This is a genomic window from Paeniclostridium hominis (assembly GCF_014306135.1).
Lineage (GTDB): Bacteria > Bacillota > Clostridia > Peptostreptococcales > Peptostreptococcaceae > Paraclostridium > Paraclostridium hominis.
In genome coordinates this window covers 241492-263438 of record NZ_JACRWD010000001.1, presented here as the reverse complement: position 1 = coordinate 263438, position 21947 = coordinate 241492, and the positions used below count along the sequence as shown (strand labels likewise).

Annotated in this window: 24 protein-coding genes; 4 read left to right on the top strand and 20 right to left on the bottom strand. The window is 25.4% G+C overall.

Going from position 1 to position 21947, the window contains the following annotated elements:
- Window positions 1-234: 234 nt before the first annotated feature.
- Window positions 235-972 carry a LytR/AlgR family response regulator transcription factor gene (locus H8891_RS01295; RefSeq protein WP_187004868.1) on the bottom strand — a complete coding sequence of 246 codons (738 nt, stop codon included), beginning with the start codon at window positions 970-972 and terminating at the stop codon, window positions 235-237.
- A 12-nt stretch (window positions 973-984) separates the two neighbouring features.
- The gene (locus H8891_RS01290; protein ID WP_330604948.1) at window positions 985-2643 is read right to left on the bottom strand and encodes an ECF transporter S component; all 1659 of its coding nucleotides are present in this window, start codon (window positions 2641-2643) and stop codon (window positions 985-987) included.
- Window positions 2644-2884: 241 nt separating this feature from the next.
- On the opposite strand from H8891_RS01290, the gene H8891_RS01285 reads away from it, so the two are divergent.
- Window positions 2885-3226, top strand: coding sequence for a hypothetical protein (locus H8891_RS01285; protein ID WP_147546575.1), 342 nt, complete (start codon window positions 2885-2887; stop codon window positions 3224-3226).
- A 36-nt stretch (window positions 3227-3262) separates the two neighbouring features.
- Here H8891_RS01285 and H8891_RS01280 read toward each other — a convergent pair whose 3' ends face one another.
- On the bottom strand, window positions 3263-4204 hold the full coding sequence (locus H8891_RS01280; protein WP_187004867.1) for a dipeptidase: 942 nt from the start codon (window positions 4202-4204) through the stop codon (window positions 3263-3265).
- A 212-nt stretch (window positions 4205-4416) separates the two neighbouring features.
- On the opposite strand from H8891_RS01280, the gene H8891_RS01275 reads away from it, so the two are divergent.
- Window positions 4417-5145 carry a hypothetical protein gene (locus H8891_RS01275; RefSeq protein ID WP_187004866.1) on the top strand — a complete coding sequence of 243 codons (729 nt, stop codon included), beginning with the start codon at window positions 4417-4419 and terminating at the stop codon, window positions 5143-5145.
- Between the two features lie 76 nt (window positions 5146-5221).
- On the opposite strand, the gene H8891_RS01270 is transcribed toward H8891_RS01275, so the two are convergent.
- From H8891_RS01270 to murJ, 3 genes are all read right to left on the bottom strand, one after another.
- Window positions 5222-5779 (bottom strand): NUDIX hydrolase, encoded by a 558-nt coding sequence (locus tag H8891_RS01270; protein ID WP_187004865.1) that lies wholly within the window; start codon window positions 5777-5779, stop codon window positions 5222-5224.
- 148 nt (window positions 5780-5927) lie between these two features.
- Window positions 5928-6050: a hypothetical protein gene (locus H8891_RS15405; RefSeq protein WP_270647861.1), complete on the bottom strand. Its 123-nt coding sequence runs from the start codon at window positions 6048-6050 to the stop codon at window positions 5928-5930.
- Window positions 6051-6183: 133 nt separating this feature from the next.
- Entirely contained in the window at window positions 6184-7731 is a 1548-nt protein-coding gene (gene murJ, locus H8891_RS01265) for a murein biosynthesis integral membrane protein MurJ (RefSeq protein ID WP_147546566.1), read from the bottom strand.
- A 179-nt stretch (window positions 7732-7910) separates the two neighbouring features.
- Between murJ and H8891_RS01260 the strand changes: the two genes are divergently transcribed.
- A complete protein-coding gene (locus H8891_RS01260) occupies window positions 7911-8213 on the top strand; it encodes a hypothetical protein (protein ID WP_187004864.1) in 303 nt (100 codons plus the stop codon).
- Window positions 8214-8284: 71 nt separating this feature from the next.
- On the opposite strand, the gene dltC is transcribed toward H8891_RS01260, so the two are convergent.
- The 6 genes from dltC to H8891_RS01230 form a co-directional block, all read right to left on the bottom strand.
- Window positions 8285-8515 (bottom strand): D-alanine--poly(phosphoribitol) ligase subunit DltC, encoded by a 231-nt coding sequence (gene dltC, locus H8891_RS01255; protein ID WP_147546562.1) that lies wholly within the window; start codon window positions 8513-8515, stop codon window positions 8285-8287.
- An 18-nt stretch (window positions 8516-8533) separates the two neighbouring features.
- Window positions 8534-9682 (bottom strand): D-alanyl-lipoteichoic acid biosynthesis protein DltB, encoded by a 1149-nt coding sequence (gene dltB, locus H8891_RS01250; protein WP_187004863.1) that lies wholly within the window; start codon window positions 9680-9682, stop codon window positions 8534-8536.
- Window positions 9682-11196, bottom strand: a complete 1515-nt coding sequence (dltA, locus tag H8891_RS01245) for a D-alanine--poly(phosphoribitol) ligase subunit DltA (protein ID WP_187004862.1) — start codon at window positions 11194-11196, stop codon at window positions 9682-9684. The genes dltB and dltA overlap by 1 nt, the downstream gene beginning before the upstream one ends.
- Before the next feature lie 122 nt (window positions 11197-11318).
- Window positions 11319-12509, bottom strand: coding sequence for a D-alanyl-lipoteichoic acid biosynthesis protein DltD (dltD, locus tag H8891_RS01240; RefSeq protein ID WP_187004861.1), 1191 nt, complete (start codon window positions 12507-12509; stop codon window positions 11319-11321).
- A 249-nt stretch (window positions 12510-12758) separates the two neighbouring features.
- Window positions 12759-14072 carry an FAD-dependent oxidoreductase gene (locus tag H8891_RS01235; RefSeq protein ID WP_187004860.1) on the bottom strand — a complete coding sequence of 438 codons (1314 nt, stop codon included), beginning with the start codon at window positions 14070-14072 and terminating at the stop codon, window positions 12759-12761.
- Window positions 14073-14076: 4 nt separating this feature from the next.
- On the bottom strand, window positions 14077-15033 hold the full coding sequence (locus H8891_RS01230) for a hypothetical protein (protein ID WP_187004859.1): 957 nt from the start codon (window positions 15031-15033) through the stop codon (window positions 14077-14079).
- Window positions 15034-15244: 211 nt separating this feature from the next.
- On the opposite strand from H8891_RS01230, the gene H8891_RS15760 reads away from it, so the two are divergent.
- Complete coding sequence (locus H8891_RS15760) at window positions 15245-15916, top strand: TMEM164 family acyltransferase (RefSeq protein WP_187004858.1); 672 nt, start codon at window positions 15245-15247, stop codon at window positions 15914-15916.
- Between the two features lie 5 nt (window positions 15917-15921).
- Here the strand turns inward: H8891_RS15760 and H8891_RS01220 are convergent, their stop codons facing one another.
- The 8 genes from H8891_RS01220 to H8891_RS01185 form a co-directional block, all read right to left on the bottom strand.
- The gene (locus H8891_RS01220; protein ID WP_187004857.1) at window positions 15922-16560 is read right to left on the bottom strand and encodes a hypothetical protein; all 639 of its coding nucleotides are present in this window, start codon (window positions 16558-16560) and stop codon (window positions 15922-15924) included.
- A 216-nt stretch (window positions 16561-16776) separates the two neighbouring features.
- Window positions 16777-18210 carry a leucyl aminopeptidase gene (locus tag H8891_RS01215; RefSeq protein ID WP_187004856.1) on the bottom strand — a complete coding sequence of 478 codons (1434 nt, stop codon included), beginning with the start codon at window positions 18208-18210 and terminating at the stop codon, window positions 16777-16779.
- An 82-nt stretch (window positions 18211-18292) separates the two neighbouring features.
- On the bottom strand, window positions 18293-18733 hold the full coding sequence (locus H8891_RS01210; protein WP_147546542.1) for a MarR family winged helix-turn-helix transcriptional regulator: 441 nt from the start codon (window positions 18731-18733) through the stop codon (window positions 18293-18295).
- A gap of 193 nt (window positions 18734-18926) precedes the next feature.
- Window positions 18927-19349, bottom strand: coding sequence for a GerW family sporulation protein (ytfJ, locus tag H8891_RS01205; RefSeq protein WP_187004855.1), 423 nt, complete (start codon window positions 19347-19349; stop codon window positions 18927-18929).
- Window positions 19303-19989 carry a hypothetical protein gene (locus H8891_RS01200; protein ID WP_187004854.1) on the bottom strand — a complete coding sequence of 229 codons (687 nt, stop codon included), beginning with the start codon at window positions 19987-19989 and terminating at the stop codon, window positions 19303-19305. Before H8891_RS01200 ends, ytfJ begins: the two co-directional genes overlap by 47 nt.
- Window positions 19990-20064: 75 nt before the next feature.
- Entirely contained in the window at window positions 20065-20592 is a 528-nt protein-coding gene (gene scpB / locus H8891_RS01195) for an SMC-Scp complex subunit ScpB (RefSeq protein ID WP_147546536.1), read from the bottom strand.
- 1 nt (window position 20593) lies between these two features.
- Window positions 20594-21319 (bottom strand): segregation and condensation protein A, encoded by a 726-nt coding sequence (locus H8891_RS01190; RefSeq protein WP_187004853.1) that lies wholly within the window; start codon window positions 21317-21319, stop codon window positions 20594-20596.
- A 30-nt stretch (window positions 21320-21349) separates the two neighbouring features.
- Window positions 21350-21943, bottom strand: coding sequence for a site-2 protease family protein (locus H8891_RS01185; protein WP_243207740.1), 594 nt, complete (start codon window positions 21941-21943; stop codon window positions 21350-21352).
- Window positions 21944-21947 lie beyond the last annotated feature (4 nt).

The following is a 21947-nucleotide window of genomic DNA, read 5'->3' as shown; positions in this document are numbered from 1 at the left end:
TTATATGACTATTCTAAATATATACATTTTATTCCTAATAAGCTATATTACTTGTAACTTTACTTATTTCATTTAATATTTGTTTTAAATAATTCTTTATCAAACTACTCTTTTTTATTAAACATGTCTCCAATTACTTAAATATTGATAGTAAAAATATATTTACTTTTATTTACCTTAACTTATCATAAAGCTATTATTTTTTAAGATGATATTTTCTATACTTATATAATTTTATATATGCATAATATTTCTAAATTCTTTTATATTACTCCTACTAACAGGTATTTCTCTATCTACATCTTTTAACTTTAGCATATATGTACTATTAAACCATGGTATTATTTCTTTTATTTTATTTACATTTACAATATATGATCTATGAGTCTTAAAAAAATAATTTTCTGAAATACTTTTGTAAAATTCAGAGATAGAACTTTTAACTATATACTTATTATCAATTGAATAAACTATAGTATCTCTTTCACTTGCTTCACAGTAATATATATCACTAGATTTTAAAACTACCATTTTATCATCTTTCCATAAAGTTACAGTATCATGCATATCTTTTTTTTCCTCTATGTTGCACTCTCTTTTATTTTTCAATTCAATTTCACTATCTTTTAACTTATTTAATGTATTTATTATTCTTTGATCAGAGTATGGCTTTAACACATAATCAAAGGCTTCTAATTCAAAGGCTTCTACTGCATGTTCTTTATATGCTGTAATAAATACTATTTTAGGCTTAAATTTAAATTTATCTATAGTTTTAGCAAGCAACATTCCATCTAACATAGGTATATTTATATCTAAAAATATAATATCTATAATATTTTTTTGTATAAACTTTAGTACATCTAAGCCATTATCAAATTCATTTATAATTTTTATATCACTATAATTTTTTATAAAATATTTAAGTTCTTCTCTTGCTGGAAATTCATCTTCAACTATAATACAATTCATAATTTAATCCTCCTATATTGAAAATTCTATTTTTGTACCTGGATTTAACTGTTTTATAACTAATCCATTTCCATACATAAGTTTTATTCTTAGATGAACATTATAAAGTCCTATTTTGTTTTCTGGCATATTTCCATTTTTAATTTTATTTATAATCTCATCATCAATTGTAATCCCATTGTTTTCTACACTTACAATAGTCTTATAATCATTATTTTTAACTGTTATTTTAACAGTTCCTTTTCCTCCATTGTTTCTTATTCCATGAATAATTGCATTTTCAACTAATGGTTGAATTATTAAGCTAGGTATCTTTACATTAATTTTTTCATCTATGTCATATATAACATTTAATTTGTCTCCAAATCTAGCTTTTTCAATTTCAACATAAGCTTTAACTTGCTCTAATTCTTTTTTTATATCTATTAGGGTATCACTAAATTCTAAGTTATATCTTAAAAAAGTAGCTAAATTTATGATTAAACTTCTTGCGCTATCTGGATTAATTCTTATAAATGAGGTTATCGTATTTAATGCATTAAATAAAAAATGTGGATTAATTTGAGTCTGTAAAGCTTTTATTTCTGCTTTATTTGCAGCTTCTTTTATCTTCTCAAGTTTTGATAATTCCATTAATGTAGATATCATTTGTGATAACCCTATAGCTAGAGCTTGTTGAGAATCTGTTATTTCTCTTTGTTTTGAATAATATATTTTAAGTGTTCCTATAGTTTCATTTTTTTCTTTTAACGGTATTAACATAGCCGTCTTTAGTGGTGTTTTCTGATCAGCAAAATATTCTTCTTTAGTTTCTTTTACATATATAATATCTCCCTTATATATGCATTCTTTAGTTATACAACTTAATGTTTTAGTCTTTTCTTTAAAATACTCTTCCCCTATACCTACATATGCTAAAACAGTTTTTTTATTTGTTATAGAAACTGCATCAGCTCCTATATCATCCTTTATTATTTTACAAACTTTATATAATGAATCTTCATTCATATTTCTAAAATAAGGTAGAGTTTCATTTGTTATATCTAAAGCTAATTTTGCTTGCTTAGCTGCAATTTCTTCTTTTTCCTTTTTTAAGCTTTGTAATATAGATATTAAAAAACCAGTTCCTGTTTGTCCGATTATCATAGGTACGTATATATAGTGTACAATTAAATTAGCTTCTCTATATGGCTTTGATAATAAAAGGATTATTTGCATACCTATACTCTCTACAAATATTCCACATATAATTCCAATTAACCACTTTTTATCATTAGGAGTTTTATCACATAAATAACCTGACAATACACCAGCAATTATACTTGTTATAAGACATGGTATCGATGTTATCCCATTTATATCAATTAAAAATCTATGTATACCCGCTACTGATCCAGATATTATACCTACTATAGGTCCAAATAAAATTCCACCTGATACTATAGCTATATTTCTTACATTAGCAATAGATCCGTTAACATCAATACCTATGTAAGTTCCTATAATGGCAATTCCACTAAATATGCCTGAGATTATAATTAAATTGAATTTACTATTTTGTTCACTTTGCAATATACGCTTAAAAAAATTTATTTTACTAATCAATATTAAGATAACTATCAAAAAACTAGTTTTTTCCATCAATTCAACTGCTATTATACGATTTACCACAAAACCATCTCCGTACCAATTTTTTCTATATAGTTATTATATAATACTATATACAAAGAGTATATGTATTGATTTATAACTTTAATTTTAAACATTTTTTTAATTACAATTTTGTAATCCAAGGTAACAAGGGTGTAACTGTTATATAAAATTTTTCTATGTTAATATTTATATATAGAAAGATAAAGAAAAGAAATTATAATCATATAAATAAATATAAAAAAGAAAAGAGGTTTTACATATGAAAAAATCAATATTAGTTTTATCAGTATTAGTTGGAGGATTATTCTTAATAAATCCTACTCATGAAATATCATTTGCACAAGGAAATACTACATCATCTGTAAAACAGCAAACAATGTTAACTCAAGCTGATGCAGAAAAGCTTTTAATAAATAATAACAATAAAGTAAATTACATATTCAAAGGAACTTCAGATAATTTTAAATCTTTACAAGAGAAAGGATTAAAAGGATATATATTCTTACCAGATGTAGATACTGATATGGGATATTTCGTTGATGAAAATACTTCACATATATACTACTTCCATCCAAGTGGATACTTAGAGTTAATAAAATAATAAAAGCCATGTATTTATACATGGCTTTTTATTATTTTATTTCATTACATCTTTTATTACTCTTAATGCATTTTTATAAAATACTTTTTCTATTTCTTCAGTTTTAAACCCTTCTCTTTCTAACTGCATTGCAAGTTTTCCCATTTCGCTAGCATCCTTTATCTCGACCTCACATCCTATTCCATCAAAATCAGAACCTAATGCTATAACATCTATTCCACCAATGTTTCTTATATGTTTTATATGATTTACCATATCTTTTATCATGGTCTTAGGAGTATCTCCTATAAATGCACTACAGAAATTTATTCCTGTAACTCCACCTAAATTAGCCAAAGTTTTTATCATATCATCAGTTAAATTTCTACTATGATTAGTGATTTTTCTAGCATTTGAATGAGTTGCTATAAATGGTGTTTTAGATATTTTTGCTACATCATAAAATCCTGCATCTGATAAATGTGATACATCTACTATCATCCCTAACTCATTCATTTTATTTACTACTTCTATTCCAAAATCTTTTAATCCCTTAGAACTATATTCAGATCTAATATGCGGATATCCTATTTCATTTTCATGATTCCACGTTAATGTCATCATTCTTACTCCCAAATTATAAAACTTATTTAAATTCTCGATATCTCCTTCTAAAACAGCACCTTCTTCTATCGATAATAATGCACTTATCTTACCTCGTTTTTCATTATCAATTATTTCTTTATAATTAGTTGCCAAACTTATTAAATCATCATTTAAATTGACTTCTTTATGAAACTTATTAGCCATATTCATACAATGTTTATATGGTTCTTTACAACTTTCTATATCTACATATAAAGCAAAAGTTTGAGCTAAACAGTTACCTTTTATTAATTTTTCTATATCTACAGAATGAGAATTTATTTTTAATTTATCATCTTCTTTAATACTTATTAATTTATCTATTGTATCACAATGTAAATCTATGAATTTCATTTTAAATCCTCCCATAATAATTAAATTATATACTAATATTATAGTTCTGGTTATATTAAATAGCCATACAAATATTTATGTCGTTTATTGATACTTCCAACACTATTTTATTATATTTATAAGCTTGAAATATCTAATATTATTAGCTATATTTAAAGTAAGTAATGAATAATTTTTTAACAAATTATTACTATATAAAATAGGAGGATTTTATGTTATTTGAATGTTTCTATTATCCATCATTGATTAATAATAAAATAATTAAATCTTATAATAATTTAATAGAATTTAAATTTGGAGATAATGTCCCAACAAAGACCCTTTATTATAACTATGGTGAAAGTTTTATCATTCATCATGGTGATGAGTTTTTTAAAGTTGAAAATGGTGTATTAACTAACTCCATTGATTGTGAAGATATATCATTTCCTACTAATATAGTTTTCAATAAAGGTAATCAAATTAAAGTTTCATCCCCTAAAGAATTGAAATCTATACGTTTGATATTAAAAGGCGAATTTGAATTAGAAAAAGAATTAGGAAATTTATTTTTTTTATATAATTCTATAATGACAAAAATAAAGCATACTCAATATGATACTCTATCAATTCTAACTAATAGTTCACGTGATTTCATATTTATAAATGATGAATTAGATGTAAACACAAAGCAACTTATAACTGACTTATCATTTATAAAATCTAAAATATATGATTTACTTTCAAAAAATCCAAATTTAGAAGAGTCCTATTTAAATTATATGAATTTTGGATTAGAAGAAAATATATTCAACCTATCTATATATAAATATTTTATAAAAACTTCTAATGAATATAAAGGGTATTCTTATCAAATTTCAAAATCTAAAAAATCATGTCCTAAGTCAAAACTTCATAATATAATTACGTCTTGTGGTATAGATTGCAATGGATTATCTTAAGTCTTAAAATTTCTAATACTTTTAAAAAATTATTAGGACTTATAATATTATAAGTCCTAATAATTTTTTATAAAATCTATAAACTTTTAGCTTTGTTTATAAGCTTATTATAAACTCCTATCATATGTTCTTCATTTACATACTTATCTATTTCATTTATTAATATCCATTTAACACCACTATTCTCATCTTCTTTTACAAATAATTCATCTTCTTCATTAGCCTCTAATATGTATGCTATAGATAAATGTAAATGTGAAGCCACATATTTGCCTTTTTTTATATGTGAGTTTACTGGCAAAATCTCTATAGAGCATATATTATTTGTTACGGGATACACATTTTTCACTCCAGTTTCCTCCATTGCTTCCTTTATGGCAACTTTTAATAAATCTTTATCTCCATCTGCATGTCCACCAGTCCATCCCCAAGAATTATATATATTATGATGAATCATTAAAACCTTATCTCTTCTTTTATTTACAATAAATCCTGAACTTGTTATATGACAAAGTTCATTTTCTCTAGTTAATATATTTTCGTATGTATTTATACAATCTAATATTATATTTTTATCTTTTCTTTCTTGTTCATTAAAAGGAATATAATTTTTTATATCATCTATATATTTCATCATCTTACCCTCCTTAGATATATATTATTATATAAACATATTTTTGTATAATAATCAAAGTTAAAAATAATTTAATCTAAATCATAATAAAATTTTTAGTTTTATAAATTAAAGCAACTATCTCAAAGGAGATAGTTGCTTTTTTCTTCTACCAATTTGCTATTATTATTCCAAAAGATGCTGCCAGTACTACTACATCAACTATAGCGATTAATGTGTATACTTTGCTTTGTCTATTTTTAGTTATTCGAATACTTCTTGATATATTCATATTAAAAATACCCCCTAGAAAGTATTAATAATATATATTATGATGATTAACAAATTATGACATTGTAATTCAATATTTACTTTAAATATAATAAATAAAAAACTACAGCTATTTAACTGTAGTTTTTTATTTATTATTTACGTTTTATTTTACCTCTTAACATTTTTACTAATAATTTAACTTCGCCTACCCTTAGAACAATTATACTTATTCCATATACTATAGCTCCTAAACCAACAGAAACTCCTAATTTAATAGCATTTTGTATAAATCCATCACTTAATATTAAATCTAATATATTATATGTAAATCTAGTCACAAATGCCATTAAAAGGGCTGATACTAAAGCTTTTCCAAGAACCGTTATAATTTTTTTACCACCAAATGCACCTATTTTTCTTCTTAAACTGAAAGATAATAGTGAAATTGTAACTAATGACGATATACTAGTTGCAAATGCTAATCCTCCTAATTGCATATTAGTGTATTTAACAAATGCTAAGTTTAATATTATATTTAAACCCATAGCAATAATACCATTTATCATAGGTGTTTTAGTGTCTTTTAGTGAATAGAATATTTTTCCTAATATATCTCTTAACCCAAATCCTAACATACCTATTGAATAGAATATTAATGCCATTGATGTCATCTGAGTAGCTCTAGAATCAAAATTTCCTCTTTCAAACAATAATCTAACAATAGGAGTTGCTAGTATTATAGCTCCTACTGATATTGGTATTATTATTAATATAACTACATTTATAGCCGTTACTATAGACTCTTTAAATTTCTTTTGATTATTTTCTGTTGATAATCTAGAAAGCATTGGATATATAACAGAAGATATCGAAACTATAAACATACCCATAACAAATTGATTTAATTTAGTAGCATAGTTAAGTGCAGATATACTTCCTTCTACAAGAGTAGATGCTATAGTTCTATCTACGATAGAATTAACTTGTGTAACTGCAACCCCTATTAAAACAGGACCTATTAACCATAACATTTTCTTTAAGTATTTATCTTTTAAGTTAATATATGGTCTATATCTATATCCTTTTTTACGAGCAAAAGGATATTGGAATATAAATTGTAGCGACAGCCCAAATAATGTACCCCAAGGTAATAAATTTGGATCTATCATAACACTTAAAAATATAGATACAATTATAAGTATATTATACGGAACAGACATAAGTCCTGGTATTATAAAGTTTTCTTTAACTTGTAAAAATGCCATCATTATATAACTTATTCCTAAAAATGCCATTCCAAGAATTAAAACTCTTGTAAAGTATATAGCCTGTTCTAATGTTTTTCCTTCAAACCCTACTGCAAATAGTTTAACTATAGGACCTGTGAAAATAACGCCTATTAACGAAACTATTAAACAAAGTATAATAACTATATTAAGAACATTATTTGTAAATTTAAGTGAAGCTTTTTTTCCTTTTTTTGCATCTATATCACAATAAAGTGGTATAAATGCAGTCCCTAATGATGTTCCTATCGCTGAGAATATAACTGCTGGTATATTCATAGCTACTAAGAAAGCATCACTAGTTCCAGATGCTCCATACGCCGACGCCAATGCTAGTTCGCGTCCAAATCCTAATATCTTAGCGATTAATGTTGCAGCCATAAGACCTACTGCTGCTTTTGCAACCTTTGACATAAAACTCTCTCCTCTAAAATTGTAAGTATAAGATTAATTGTTTCCATATCTAATCTATTTTATATATTATATATGCATTTTTATACATTTTGCAAATTTGTTTTTCTTATCAAATGTGTTAAAATTCTTATAAGGTGTTATTTTATACCAAATTTAGACTTAATACGAGGAGGTTTCCCATGAATTTTAAAACTACATTTCATTGTTTAGTACTACAAATAGATAATTGTAGTGATGATTTATTATTTAATATAGCAACAAAAATAAGTAAACATAATTGCATAGTAAAAACTATTGATGTAGATGAATATAATAGTGAAAAAACAATATCATTTATAAATCAAGATAACAAAGATTTAATACTTTATAAAACTGATGATGTTATAAAGTTATACTTTGATAATACTATGAAAAACATAGCTCCTGTTGTGGAAATTTACAATGATATAGTAGAGTACATGAATTATAGTGATGTATTATAAAACAAGAAGGAGGAATTACTTCCTCCTTTTTTATTTGTAATAAAATACCCTATTTAATAAAATTACACTTATTATTTTCTTGCCTCTAAGAACTTAGTTAAATTATTTACTGTAGCCATATCACTTCTTTCTAAATCTGTTGGCTGAAGTGTTATACCAAGTCTTTCTTCAATTTCAAGTAATACTTCTATTATTGCTAGTGAATCTAAAAGACCTGCATCAAATAAATTAAGATCTAAATCTTCTCTTATCTCGTCACATCCTAAAACATCTTCAAAAATTTCTATAACTGTTTCTTGCATTTTGTATTCCTCCTTAAATTAAGCAAAATATCCAGAGAATATTAATAGTCCAAAGCATGCAATATGGAATGTTAGTACAATTTGCACACATTCAAACCACTTCTCTTTTTTATGCTTTTTATAAAATTTAGATTTCTTTTGATATATATCAGTTAAAACAAGTGCTGCTCCTTGATATATTCCATAAACAATATAAAACCATGTTAGCCCATGCCAAAATCCCATAACTATCATTGTAATCATTTGAGCAACATGAGATGCTGTAGCTCTTTTTTTAAATCTTTTCTTTCTTATAGACGCTATAACATATCTTGAGAAAATATAGTCTCCAAACCATCTTGAAAGACTTATATGCCATCTTGTCCAAAATTCTTTCATATCCTTACTTATAAAAGGCTTATTAAAGTTGTCTGGAGCTTTTACTCCAAATATATAACTTGTCCCTACTGCAAATAAACTATATCCACCAAAGTCAAAGAATAAATATAAACTATAAGCATACATATAACTTAAAGCATTTACAAAATTTATTTCAGATGGTATTTTTGACATCCAATATGTGTTAACTAAAAATGCAACTACATATTTATATCCAATACCCATAACTATTTTTTTTACTCCTGGAATTAAATAGTCATTTATATATTCCTCTTTTGGTATTTTTGTTTCTAAGTCTTTTTCAAATCTTCTTGATCTATCAATAGGCCCTGAACTTAATGTTGGGAAAAATAATACGAAGTAAAGCATTGTAGATATTTTAACTTCTTTTATTGCTCCATCATAAATTTCAATAACCATTTGTATTGTTCTAAAATTTAAATATGATATTCCTATAAATCCAATAACTCCAAATGATGTGTATGGTGAAATTTTATTAATTATTATTGGAGACATTGATGCTAATAGAAATAGCCTATATACAAATTTATTATCAGTTTTTTTCCTTACATATTCATACCCTTTAACTACTATAACTTCAATTATTATAAAACATAATAAAAATGATAAATGCACATTTATTCCAACTATTAAAAATATCATAAATGCACTTGCTATCATACCATAATATTTTATGTTTTTACCACTTAACCCTAAAATTATTGCAGGTATTGCTGTTAATAGTAATATATAAAGATAAAAATAATCTCCATATTGTGAAAAAGTCATTAATTTTCCTCCATAAGTTTCTTTCTATCTATTTTTCCATTAATATTTGTTGGAAACTCATCTATAATTTTTATATTTCTTGGAATCATATATGAAGGTATATACTTTCCTAATTCCTTCTTGATTATCATACCATTTTTAATATTGCCTAATTCATTATCTTCTTTTAATTCTACAATACCTTTTAAATAAGCAATTTTTTCATTCTTATAAACAGGAAGAACTATAGCATTTTTTACATTATCAACTTTTCTTAAGTTATTTTCTATATCTTCTATTTCAATTCTAAATCCATTTAATTTTATTTGGAAGTCTTTTCTTCCACAATAATATATATTTCCTCCTAACATATAACCCATATCTCCAGTTTTATAAGCTCTATGTTTAACTCCATTTATTTCGTCATAATAAAAGACTTCATCAGTTTTTTCTTTATTATTAAAGTATCCCTTAGATACTGAAGGCCCTATTATTACAATTTCCCCTTTTTCATTTTCTTTAAGTTCATTTCCATCTTCATCTATAATTTTAATTTTACAATTTTCCATAGGATATCCAACTGGAAGACTCTTTTCATCATCAATTAATTCTTGTGTCATATCATTTACACTAACTCCGACAGTTGCCTCAGTTGGCCCATATCCATTTATAACCCTTGTATTTGGGAATCTTTCTAAAAGCTCTTTAGTTAAACTCTTTGGTAAAGCTTCACCTATAAATATCATAGATTCTAATTTTGGTAACATTTCATGATTAAAACTATTTTCTGTTACACATACACCTGCAAATGACGGTGTTGAAACCCAAATTGACATATTTGATTTTTCAAATTGATTAAATAACTCTTTATAATCTGCTAATACTTTCTTTGATAAAGAAAATAATGTAGCCCCATGAACTAATCCTGGGTATATTGATGTTACTGAAAGGTCAAACGAATATGCAGCTTGATTCATAATTACCTTCTCACTTCCATCAATTTTTAAATAAGTACTAATCCAATCAACAAAGCTATCTAAGTTGTTTGAACTTATTTGAACTCCTTTAGGTTTTCCAGTACTTCCTGATGTAAATAATATATAAGCATTTTCATCTTCTTTTACCCAATTACTTTGATCTATTGTTTTTCCTTCGTACTCTTTTATTATACATTTAAGTTTATCTTCATCAATTACATTTAAATCTCCAAAGTTACTTTCTTCACTAAAGTTAAACACTACTTTAGGCTTAACTTCTTTTGTTACTTCAAAAACTCTATCTAAAGGAAAACTTATATCAAGAGGAACATACGCTCTTCCTGACTTTAAAGCCCCTATCATACAAGCCATTATAAGATTTTCTTTATTTCCATATATAACTATTGGTGTATTTTCTTCTTTATAAATATCTTTTAAGTATAAAGCTATTGCTTCTGAATACTTATCTAAATCTTTGTAAGAAAGAGTTTCTTCATTACATTTTAATGCTATTCTATCTGTGCTTGCATACTTTTTTATACCTTCAATAATTTTCATTACTTAATCCTCCTTATTAAAATTCATTGTATATAAATGGTAATTCCTTAAATGGAGTAAATGTCAGTACTAATATAGCCGCAATTATAATTACGGTAAAACAGATACTCATCATTAAATATTTATTGCTGATTAAATTTTTCAAATAATTTTTCACAAACATCTACCCATCCCTTCGTACCAAGATGCATTACATCTCTTAAATAGTATTTCTCTGTTTCCTTTTCTCTTAGGTCTATTACATCAAAACCTTCTTTTTGTGCAATTTTTTCTGCCTTATCGTAAAATTCATGTCTTTCTTTTGTAGATATTCCTGTTACATTATAGAATTTGTCCATAGCAGGTATCATTACTATTACAGGTTTAATACCTAAATTTTTGCATACATCTAGTGTAAGTTTATAATCAAAGAATTCTTTTGATTTTAACAAATTAACGTCTTTATATTTTCCTCTTACTTTATCTAAGTTATGTCCAAAATTCTTTTTGTAATAGATTTTATCTATACATAAATCATTTTTACCTACTCTTTTTTTAGCATCTTCTATAGCTTTTTCTGTTTCTTTATTCCAATCAATAGGTTTCCCTGGTTTTACTTCTTTTTTATTTTTTAAAGTAATTAATTTCTCATATAACAATCCTTTCTCCTTAAGAGTTACAAAGAATTTTCTTCCCTCAAAATAAGGAGCTAATAAAAACTTTTCAATTTTAGAAATTAATGAGTTAGAATCGTATAACTTTGCATATACAGCTTCTGGTTTATACTCCCCTGATCCAACTAACAATTTACTTGCTCTTTTTGCAAACTTTAATTTATTTGCTTTTGATATATCAGGATTATTTAAAAATGCATAAAATTGAGTTGGAGAAAATCTAGCTTGATAATGATGTGGTGTAACTCCTTCTCTATCCATAAACCATTGCATTGAGATTAGTAAAACAACTTTTTTATCCTTTATATTAGGATTTACACTTCCTATGATAGTTGCATCTTGTAAACTTTGAGTATATGCTCTACCAATAGTAAATACTCCATTTTTACTTCTATTAGTATTAAAGTAATATGTTGGATGTTGTTTTGTTGAATGTCCTAATTCTGATGATCCTAACATCATAATATCATGGTTTTTTAAGAAATAATTATTTGCAATAATTCCTTTGTCTTTTATATTGCTTAAAGAATCATTCATAATAGGAACTAAATCCTTATCTTTTAGTAATTCATCGATTTTATTATCGAGGAATTTATTTAATCCAAATAAAAATATACCTCCTATTAATAGTGGTATAATGAAATAAGTTAATTTTTTCATATTTATACTCCTCTAAAGTAATAATCTATAAATATATTATTACTTTAGAGCAATATATTCAATTACAATTTTGTAATTTTATGTGCTTATTTGTATTTTTTATTAATTTTATTTAAATTTTTGTACTAAAATACAGTATTTAGCCATTTTACCTGCCCATAATCTGTAAATCAATTTTTTGTATTTATATTGCATATTCATATTCTTTAAACCTTAAAAAGGCGGTAACAATTTGTTACCACCTGTAAGTTACTTTATAATTTTTTTATTAAATATACCCTCTAATCCAGCTTTTTTTACTCTATCTTCTATTACCTTTTTATCAGTAGTGTAAAATCCTAATTCTTTCATTCTGTTAAAGTAAACACTACCAGCAAAAGTAAACTTTAATCTATCTGCACCTTCTTTACCTAATTCTTTATTAGCACAAGCAATAAAATCGCCTATAGCTATGCTCGTAGGAAGTTGTAACAAATACATACCTATTGAATTTCTAGCTGCATTATGCCCTGCTAAAGAACCTGTGCATATAGCTTCTGTGTGACCTACAAAGAATCCACTCTTTTCTCCTCCAACAAATAAATTATCAACTCCTGTAACTCTCATATAATTATCCCTTGGAGCAACAGATAAATATCTTATAGAGTTTCCTTTTCCTCCTGAGTATGGATCTACTATTATAGCACCTTCAAATCCTGGAATTTTTCTTAATTTTTCAAGTGGATAAAATGGAGCCATAAGTTTTGCATGACCTGTATCTATTAAAACTAAATTTTTAGCAAACTCAGGAAGAGAGTACTGCTGACAAACCTTAATATCAAGCTTTTCAGTATTTATAAGTTCTTCAGGTAAAGGTACTACTGCACACCCTTTTTCATTTAAATCCTTTTGTATATCTTCACCTAAACTTTCTTTTAAAAGTTTCATAGACCCACTAAATGCGCCAAGTTCTCCAGTATTTCTTCTTCCAACCATATCCTCAACACCACATTTAGCAGTTATACTAACCCTACCACCAAAAGATGGACATCTTAGCACACACATAGCACAACCATTTCCATACTTGGCGCAATTGCCCATAGGTCCTGATGAACCAGTTGTCTCCACAAATGAATCTCCACTTATAATTTCACCATCTTCTAGAATAACTGACTCTATTTTTTTACCATTTAACTTAACATCAACCACTCTAGCAAAAAATCTTACATCAATACCCATATTTAATATTTTTTCTCTTACAGGTTTCTCTATTTCTGTAACATTATATATAGTAGAGTGCTTATGTCCCGGGAAATCCATGTCTTTATGTGTAGAATATTTATCTGTTAATTCAAATAATTCACTAGCACCTAATACTATGGCTTCTTCTGTTGCTGTATATCTACCATTATTCCTCATTATCCCGCCAATATTACCAAGTCCTAACAATAAATCTGTTCTTTCTAACAAAACAACATCAGCACCTGCTTTTTTTGCAGATATTGCGGCTGCACAACCAGCCCATCCTCCACCTATAACCACTACTTTTGCCAATTTGTATTCCCCCCTTAACAATATAAACATTATATTATTTTAAACTTTTCAAGTAATCTCTTCCATTTATCTGAGCCTTACAAGATTTTATTCTTTTTCCATCAACTACAACTGTACAACCCCCACATATACCTTCTCCACAAACAATTAAATTATTATTTGCTATAGCAAATCTAATATTTTCATCAACGCTATCAACTAATTTCATTATATCTTTATTAAATGAATTAAACCCTCCACTATATACTAACTTAACATTATTTCTTCTTATGAAATCTTTTATTAGCTCTTCATCTTCTTTTGTATTTATAAAGTGAATATTAACGTTTAAATCTTTAATTTTTTCTATAACTTCATCTACTATAGTTCTTCTTGTATCTATAAATACTTCTACGTAATTATTATTTTTCAAAATATATTTTATTATTTTAGGAGCATTAACTTGAGATAATCCACTTAATATTACAGCTACATTACTATTTGTAGTTAACTTAAATTCTCTAAGTCCAAGTACCCCATTTAAATAAGGTCCTCTAACCCAAACCTCATTAGAACTTAATAAACTTTTAGTTTTGTGTCCTACTTCCTTTATAACTACTTTTAAAAGTTCATTTTCAAGATCTACATCCATAACAGATATAGGTACATTATACTTTGAGTCAATTTCATTTTTACCTCTTAGAAGTATATATGACCCTGGATTTAATAATTCTTCTAATAACTTCTTAGGAGTTTTTATTTCTAATAAATATATGTCTTTTAAAATTTCTTTCTTTACCTTAACATCACATAATGTATCAATCTTTTGATTACAAGCTACATTTTTATTGTGCTCTAATTCATTGTATATACATACCCCTTGCCATATACAATCACACGTTTTACTGCCTTGAATTAAACTACACTGAATACAATCCCCTGAATACGCTAAATGACATGGACAATACTTGCTACCACAATCTGCACATGGTTGTATACATATTCTTTTCAAAGAATCACTTCCCTTAGATCAATTTTAAATGTCTATTTTTTAATTTCTATAATACTAATTTATTAACTAATTAATATTTTGTTACAATTAAATATTTATATAAATTTTAAAATTTTATTATCATCTATGTATGTACTGAATATAATGTATAAACGGACATGACTATATGTTTATCTTTATTTTACATAACCAATAGTTAGGGGGGAACGGCTTGAATCCTAGTTTTGTATTTTCTACTCAACACTTAATAATTCTAATATTTGTTGCTATATTTCTATTTTCATTACCTAAATTAACTAAAAACCTACTTCCGTATAGCTATTTAATAGAAAAAATAATTTGCATATCATTTATATTTGAAATTATACTAGAACAAATTTGTTTAATATCCTTAAGAAGTTATAATGTTTTATACTCATTACCAATAGGGATAACTAGAATTACAACATATATATGTATTGCGATTTTACTTTTGAAAAAATACCATTTATTTAATATTTTTTTTTCTTGGAGCATAGTTTGTTCTATAGGAGATTTGATTTTCTTTAAGGATATTCCAGTTGATTTTCCTCATATACTATACTTTTTTTATATAACATCTAGATTATTACTTTTATATTCTTTAGTTTATTTAGTAGGTATTAGAAAATTCAAAATAAATTCAAATTGTATAATAGATAATATTAAAGCGTGCTCACTATACTTCTCATTTACATTTTTATTAAATACCTTCACTAATGCAAATTATGATTATACTTTTTCAAATAACAATATATATAGTATGCTGTTATTTGTAATAGCCTCATCATTAATTTATGTCCCTTCTCTAATCAACGACAAAGACAATTTAAGTTTAAATTTTAAAAGAAAAAATAAGTTGTAAGAGTATTAAATTATACTCTTACAACTTATTTTTTTATCTATACTATTTTTATTTATTTTTACTACAAATGAAATTATAAAAAATATAGATATAGATACAATTCCTATAAGTATCAAACTAATATTTCCATTTAATTTTATATTTTCTTTTATAAAAAACATTGGCACTATTAATATCAAAGCTATAGTATTATACAATATCTTATATTTTAATGATTCTTCATTTAATCCATACTTACTAGCTCTATACAATTTTAAATATGTCAATATTAATGAAACCACAAGTGCTCCTAATAATATGTAAACAAAGTATTTAGTTACCAAAGGCTTGTATAAAATTAAATCACAAACTAAAGCTAGTATAGCAACTACAATTGAAAACTTTTTAACCGTTTCTAAATATACAATATATAAAGATGTATTTTTTATATAATTTTCACATAACTTATCACAAAACTCTTTTGGATTAACTATATGTTTTTCTAAATTAATATTTTTAGAGCTTAAGTTTACATACATATTATAAAGCTTTTGACTTATTTCTCTTTTGTGAATATCCAACATCTTTAAATTCCTTATATACTTTACCATGCTAGTATATACTTTAAAATTTTCTTCTGTGTAATTTATCCTACTATCCCCCATAAATTCACCCCATTGAATTTAAAATATTTATATATATTAATTATATCACATGCACCGCTTCTTTTTTTAATATTCAGATTTATAAAAAAAATACTCGCCATTAAGCGAGTAAATATATACTTTAGTATGTAAGAAGAAAATTTAAAATCTTAGGTTAGTTTAATTATACCACAAATTCCCTATATTGTACTTAATTGAACTAAATAAAATAATCATTTAAATTAACTTAGCTAAATTATATAAAGTTCTAGCTCCTTCACCTGTAGCTCCTTTTGATTTATAACCAAAATCTTTAGAGCTTACACTAGTTCCTGCTATATCCATATGAATCCATGGAGTATTTCCTACAAATTCACCTATAAACAATCCAGCAGTTATACACCCTCCATCTCTTCCTGGGCTATTATTTAAATCTGCTTCTTTACCTTTTAAAACCTTTTTAAATTCCTCAAATACAGGCATTCTCCATATTTTTTCACCTGATAAACTTGCTGCTTTATCTAATTTGTTATAAAATTCATCGTTATTAGATATAATAGGTGTAGCTACTGTCCCAAGTGCAACTACTGCAGCACCTGTTAATGTTGCTATATCAACTACTTTAGTTACATTTTCATTATTTATAGCGTAATAAACTGCATCTATTAATGTTAATCTTCCTTCTGCATCAGTATTTAATATTTCTATAGTCTTTTTACCCATTGAATTTATTATATCTCCTGGTTTATATGCATGTCCTGATATTAAATTTTCACATGCAGCAACTACAGCAACTACATTTTTATTAAGTTTAGATTTAGAAATTCCACACATAGCACCTATAACAGCTGCTGCTCCACCCATGTCAGTTTTCATATCAACCATAGAATTTGTAGGTTTTATAGAATAACCACCAGAATCATATGTTAGTCCTTTTCCAACTAATCCTAGTATTTCATTGCTCTCTTTATCTCCGTTATATTTCATGACTATAAGCTTAGGTTCTTTATCTGAGCCTTTAGCAACTGATATAAATGATTCCATTCCTAATTTTTCAATATCTTCTTTTCCATAGACCTCAGTTTCAAACCCATATTCCTTACCTAAATTAATAACTTCATTTGCTAAAGTTTCTGGATATATAACATTTGATGGTTCATTTACTAAATTTCTTGATATTAAAGCTATCTCAGCAAGTAATTCTCCTTGTTTTATATAATCATTATAGTTTTCATCTAAATTTAAGTTTATATTTTTATCCACACTTTCTTTTTTGTCACTTTTATACTTATCAAAAGTGTATTCTCCTAACTTAAGTCCCTCTACTAAGGCTTCAATTTCTCTATAATTTAGATTTTCTTTTATATTTAAAAAATTAATTTCTTTTATATTATATTTTTTTAATTTTTTAGATATATTACCACCTAAATTTCTTATATCATCTATAGATATTTCATTTTTTTTACCCAATCCAACTAACATTAAATCTATTAACTTATCATCTTTAAAAATTTTGCATATATCTATTTTAGAATACTTAGCTTCAAAGTCTTTAAAAAAAGTATTTAATACTTCATTTTTTAAATCTACGTTATTGTCTTCATATACGAAAAATACACTTAGTTCATTTTCTTCGAGATAGTTTTTATTACTTATAACTTGTATGTTCATATCAAAACCTCCATTTAAATTTATAGTATTTTATATTTACCCTATTTATAAATATATCCACCATAAATTTATTCTACATGAACTACATTATATCTTTCATTATATCAATAGTTTTTTGTAAGCTTTCTTCTAACTCTTTCTTTTTATCTAAATCTAATTTATCTATCTTTTCATTTATTATATCCATAAACTTATCTAATTCTGTATTAATTACTACTTCACCTTCATCAGTTATCCCATAAAAAGTATTTCTTCTATCATTAGAGTCTTCTTCTCTATAAACATAACCTAATTCAACTAATTTATTTAGAAGTATACATAAACTTGATGTTGAAACATATAATTCTCTACTTAAATTTTTTAATTCTATCTTTTCATGTTTTTGTATTTCGCCTAATGCAAAAAATTGTTTTTTAGTTAATACTTTACCTAGTTTATATCTATCTGTATTTGTACTTTTTATTAAATTTTGATAATTATTCATACTTTTTAATAAAAGTTTTGATATATTTTTATTTTCCATATATTCACCTCATTGTATATTAATAAGTACTAATTTCTAATTCTTAATATATATTATACTATTATTTTTCTAATTTTTTAAGTTCAAAATTATTTAGTTGTAAAATATTTTTTTAATTAAGCATTCTACAACTAAATAAAAGCTATAGTAATAAAGTTTAATTTCCTTAATACTATAGCTTTTATTTATATTATTAACATTTTTTATCGTCTTTAATTTCTGATTCATTATTTTTTAATTTTTGAATTTTTTCTAATACTTTAGGTGTTATATTTAAAATGCTATCTACCATATTTATACTATGGTCTAAACTCATAAGCCTTGTTTCTCCATTTTCTACAACTACAAATGCTACAGGTTGTAGAGATACAGCTCCTGCACTACCTCCTGCGAAATTTGTATCATCTAAATCTCTTTCTTCTCTTTTTTTATCTGAGCAGTCTCTTGAATATTCTCCTCCACCTATACCAAATCCTATAGTAACTTTGGATATAGGTACAACAACTGTATTTTCTGCTTTAATTGGATCTCCAATAATAGTGTTTGCATCAATTGTAGTTTTAATTGAATCAAGCGTTGTGTCCATTAGATCTTTTATAGAGTTTGTCGATCTCATCTGTTCTGGCCTCCTTACCATATTTAACTTTTTTATATTTTCTAATTTTAAAATATATATGAATCATGCCTTTTATAAAAATAATTATATCTTTTATAGTTGGACTTACATGTAGTATCCCTTTATGCTTTATAAAATTTTGGTTATAGCATGTAGATACTTTTAGATATATTTTATCTGATTCAAAGTAATTACTTACATTACCATAAAACATATTAACTAAAACATATATAAATGATGTAAGATGTATATTTTCACTTCCATAACTTAAATTAGAATATATCTCACTTATTCTAACCTTTCTAAGAATTTTATATAAAACTATTAAATTTTCTAACTCTATTTTTTTTAAATCAAGTTTTTTAAGTCTACTTTTATCCTCCTTATATTTATTTTTCTTCTTTTCATGTTTTTCTTCATCACTTTTACTTATAGGATAAATAGTCTTTGTTATATTAATTAAATTAAAAAAGTATCTAAATGATACCTTAATTTCTACATCTTTATTATCTATATTAGATGTTATGATTACGTGAATAGTACTTTTTAAGAGAAAAAATACTATCAAAGAAATAGGTAATAAAATTTTTATAAAAAAAATTAATAAATCTTTATAATTCATATCTATATTATTTTCCATTTTTTTAAAACTATACAAAAAAATAGTAGATGATAGATAAATAAAAATATTTAATCATCATCTACTATTTTTGATCTATTCTTTTTCATAATTTTCAATAGGTGGTAAGTCCTCTAATTTTTCTATATTTAATAGTCTTAAAAACTCATTAGTAGTTTTATAAATTATAGGTTTTCCTATTTTATCTAATCTACCAGCTTCATATATAAGATCATTTTCAAGAAGAGTTTGAATTACCTTATCACTTTTTACTCCTCTTATTTCTTCTAATTCAACTTTAGTTATAGGCTGTTTATAAGCTATTATAGTTAATGCTTCTAATGTAGCTTGACTTAGAGTTTTCTTTTTCTTAGGTTCTAATATATTTTTTACAAAAGATGAGTACTCCTTATTTGTACACATTTGGTATTTATCTTGTAATTTTATAATTTGTATTCCACGATTATTTTCTTTGTACTCTTCAATTAAACTATTTAACATTATTTCTATTTCTTTTGAAGAAAGTTCTTCATTTATAGCATTGTTTAATTCTTTTATGCTTATAGGGTCGCTATATGCAAACATTATAGCTTCTATAATACTTTTTATCTCATCACGTCTCATATTAACTCTCCATATTTCTCTTTATTAAGATATCATCAAAGAATAAATCCTGAACAACAATTACTTCATTACTTTTTATAAGTTCTAATACAGATAAAAACGTTGCTATTATTTCGTCTTTTTCATAATCATTTATTAAACTTGTAAATCTAATATCTTCTTTTTCTTTAATAATATTTCTTACATAGTGCATTTTTTCTTCAACAGATATAATACGAGTTCTAACAATTTTGTTTAACTTATCATCTTTTACTTCTTCTAATTCATCTTTTTTTACATTTAATATATGAGGAAGTATTTTAACTATAGCATCTAAAGATATAGATTCTAAATCTAATTTTTCTTCTATAACTACTTCTTCCTTTTTTCTATAAAATACATCTTCTATGTAAGTTACATTATTTTTTAAATCCTCTGTAGCGTTTTTAAATTTCTTATACTCAACAAGCTTTTCCATAAGTTCAAGTCTTGGATCCTCTTCTTCTTCATCATTTCTTTGCTTGTATAGTAAATACTTGGATTTTATTTGTAAAAGCTTAGATGCCATTGTAATAAATTCACTTGCTATTTCAAGGTCAAATTCTTCAAGCATATCTAAGTAAGCTAGATATTGCTTTGTTATCTCTATTATAGATATATCCTTTATATCTATTTTATGTTTTGTTATAAGGTCATATAAAAGATCTAGAGGACCTTCATATACCTTAAGTTGTACACTATACTTCATAAATTACCTCTAAATTCTATAGAATTATCACTATATTATAAATAAATTAACTATACTTAATAATACTTTAATTATAGGATTTAATATTATCACGTGAAACTTTGTTATGATTAAAAATATAAATATAATTGTACTCATACTTTCATACTTATAAACAACATCATAATATTTAGCTGGTATAAAACTAGATACTATTCCCCACCCATCAAGTGGAGGTAATGGTAAAAGGTTAAATGCCGCAAATCCTATACTATATGTAAATATACTATCAAATATAAGGTATAGAGCTTTCATATTAACAAAGCTAATAAGATTTACAGCTATTATAGCTGTTATAACATTAAATAACGGTCCCGCCAATGAAACTATTAAATTCCCCACCTTGTAGTTTTTAAAGTTATTTGGATTCACTGGAACTGGTTTAGCCCAACCAAAATGTGCAACTATAAGCATTACAAGCCCAAAGGGGTCAACATGTTTTATAGGGTCTAAAGTCATTCTTCCACTCATTTTTGCAGTATCGTCTCCTAAAAGATGTGCTACATATGCATGCCCAAATTCATGTACAGATATAGCCACTGCAATACCTACTGCCGTTACTAAAAACTGGCTTAACATATTCATTTAT

Bases quoted from the DNA above. Each gene is read 5' to 3' on its own strand.
- H8891_RS01295 (WP_187004868.1), bottom strand. From the start codon at position 972: ATGAATTGTATTATAGTTGAAGATGAATTTCCAGCAAGAGAAGAACTT.
- H8891_RS01285 (WP_147546575.1), top strand. From the start codon at position 2,885: ATGAAAAAATCAATATTAGTTTTATCAGTATTAGTTGGAGGATTATTC.
- H8891_RS01280 (WP_187004867.1), bottom strand. From the start codon at position 4,204: ATGAAATTCATAGATTTACATTGTGATACAATAGATAAATTAATAAGT.
- H8891_RS01275 (WP_187004866.1), top strand. From the start codon at position 4,417: ATGTTATTTGAATGTTTCTATTATCCATCATTGATTAATAATAAAATA.
- H8891_RS01270 (WP_187004865.1), bottom strand. From the start codon at position 5,779: ATGAAATATATAGATGATATAAAAAATTATATTCCTTTTAATGAACAA.
- H8891_RS15405 (WP_270647861.1), bottom strand. From the start codon at position 6,050: ATGAATATATCAAGAAGTATTCGAATAACTAAAAATAGACAAAGCAAA.
- murJ (WP_147546566.1), bottom strand. From the start codon at position 7,731: ATGTCAAAGGTTGCAAAAGCAGCAGTAGGTCTTATGGCTGCAACATTA.
- H8891_RS01260 (WP_187004864.1), top strand. From the start codon at position 7,911: ATGAATTTTAAAACTACATTTCATTGTTTAGTACTACAAATAGATAAT.
- dltC (WP_147546562.1), bottom strand. From the start codon at position 8,515: ATGCAAGAAACAGTTATAGAAATTTTTGAAGATGTTTTAGGATGTGAC.
- dltB (WP_187004863.1), bottom strand. From the start codon at position 9,682: ATGACTTTTTCACAATATGGAGATTATTTTTATCTTTATATATTACTA.
- dltA (WP_187004862.1), bottom strand. From the start codon at position 11,196: ATGAAAATTATTGAAGGTATAAAAAAGTATGCAAGCACAGATAGAATA.
- dltD (WP_187004861.1), bottom strand. From the start codon at position 12,509: ATGAAAAAATTAACTTATTTCATTATACCACTATTAATAGGAGGTATA.
- H8891_RS01235 (WP_187004860.1), bottom strand. From the start codon at position 14,072: ATGTTTATATTGTTAAGGGGGGAATACAAATTGGCAAAAGTAGTGGTT.
- H8891_RS01220 (WP_187004857.1), bottom strand. From the start codon at position 16,560: ATGGGGGATAGTAGGATAAATTACACAGAAGAAAATTTTAAAGTATAT.
- H8891_RS01215 (WP_187004856.1), bottom strand. From the start codon at position 18,210: ATGAACATACAAGTTATAAGTAATAAAAACTATCTCGAAGAAAATGAA.
- H8891_RS01210 (WP_147546542.1), bottom strand. From the start codon at position 18,733: ATGGAAAATAAAAATATATCAAAACTTTTATTAAAAAGTATGAATAAT.
- ytfJ (WP_187004855.1), bottom strand. From the start codon at position 19,349: ATGAGATCGACAAACTCTATAAAAGATCTAATGGACACAACGCTTGAT.
- H8891_RS01200 (WP_187004854.1), bottom strand. From the start codon at position 19,989: ATGGAAAATAATATAGATATGAATTATAAAGATTTATTAATTTTTTTT.
- scpB (WP_147546536.1), bottom strand. From the start codon at position 20,592: ATGAGACGTGATGAGATAAAAAGTATTATAGAAGCTATAATGTTTGCA.
- H8891_RS01190 (WP_187004853.1), bottom strand. From the start codon at position 21,319: ATGAAGTATAGTGTACAACTTAAGGTATATGAAGGTCCTCTAGATCTT.
- H8891_RS01185 (WP_243207740.1), bottom strand. From the start codon at position 21,943: ATGAATATGTTAAGCCAGTTTTTAGTAACGGCAGTAGGTATTGCAGTG.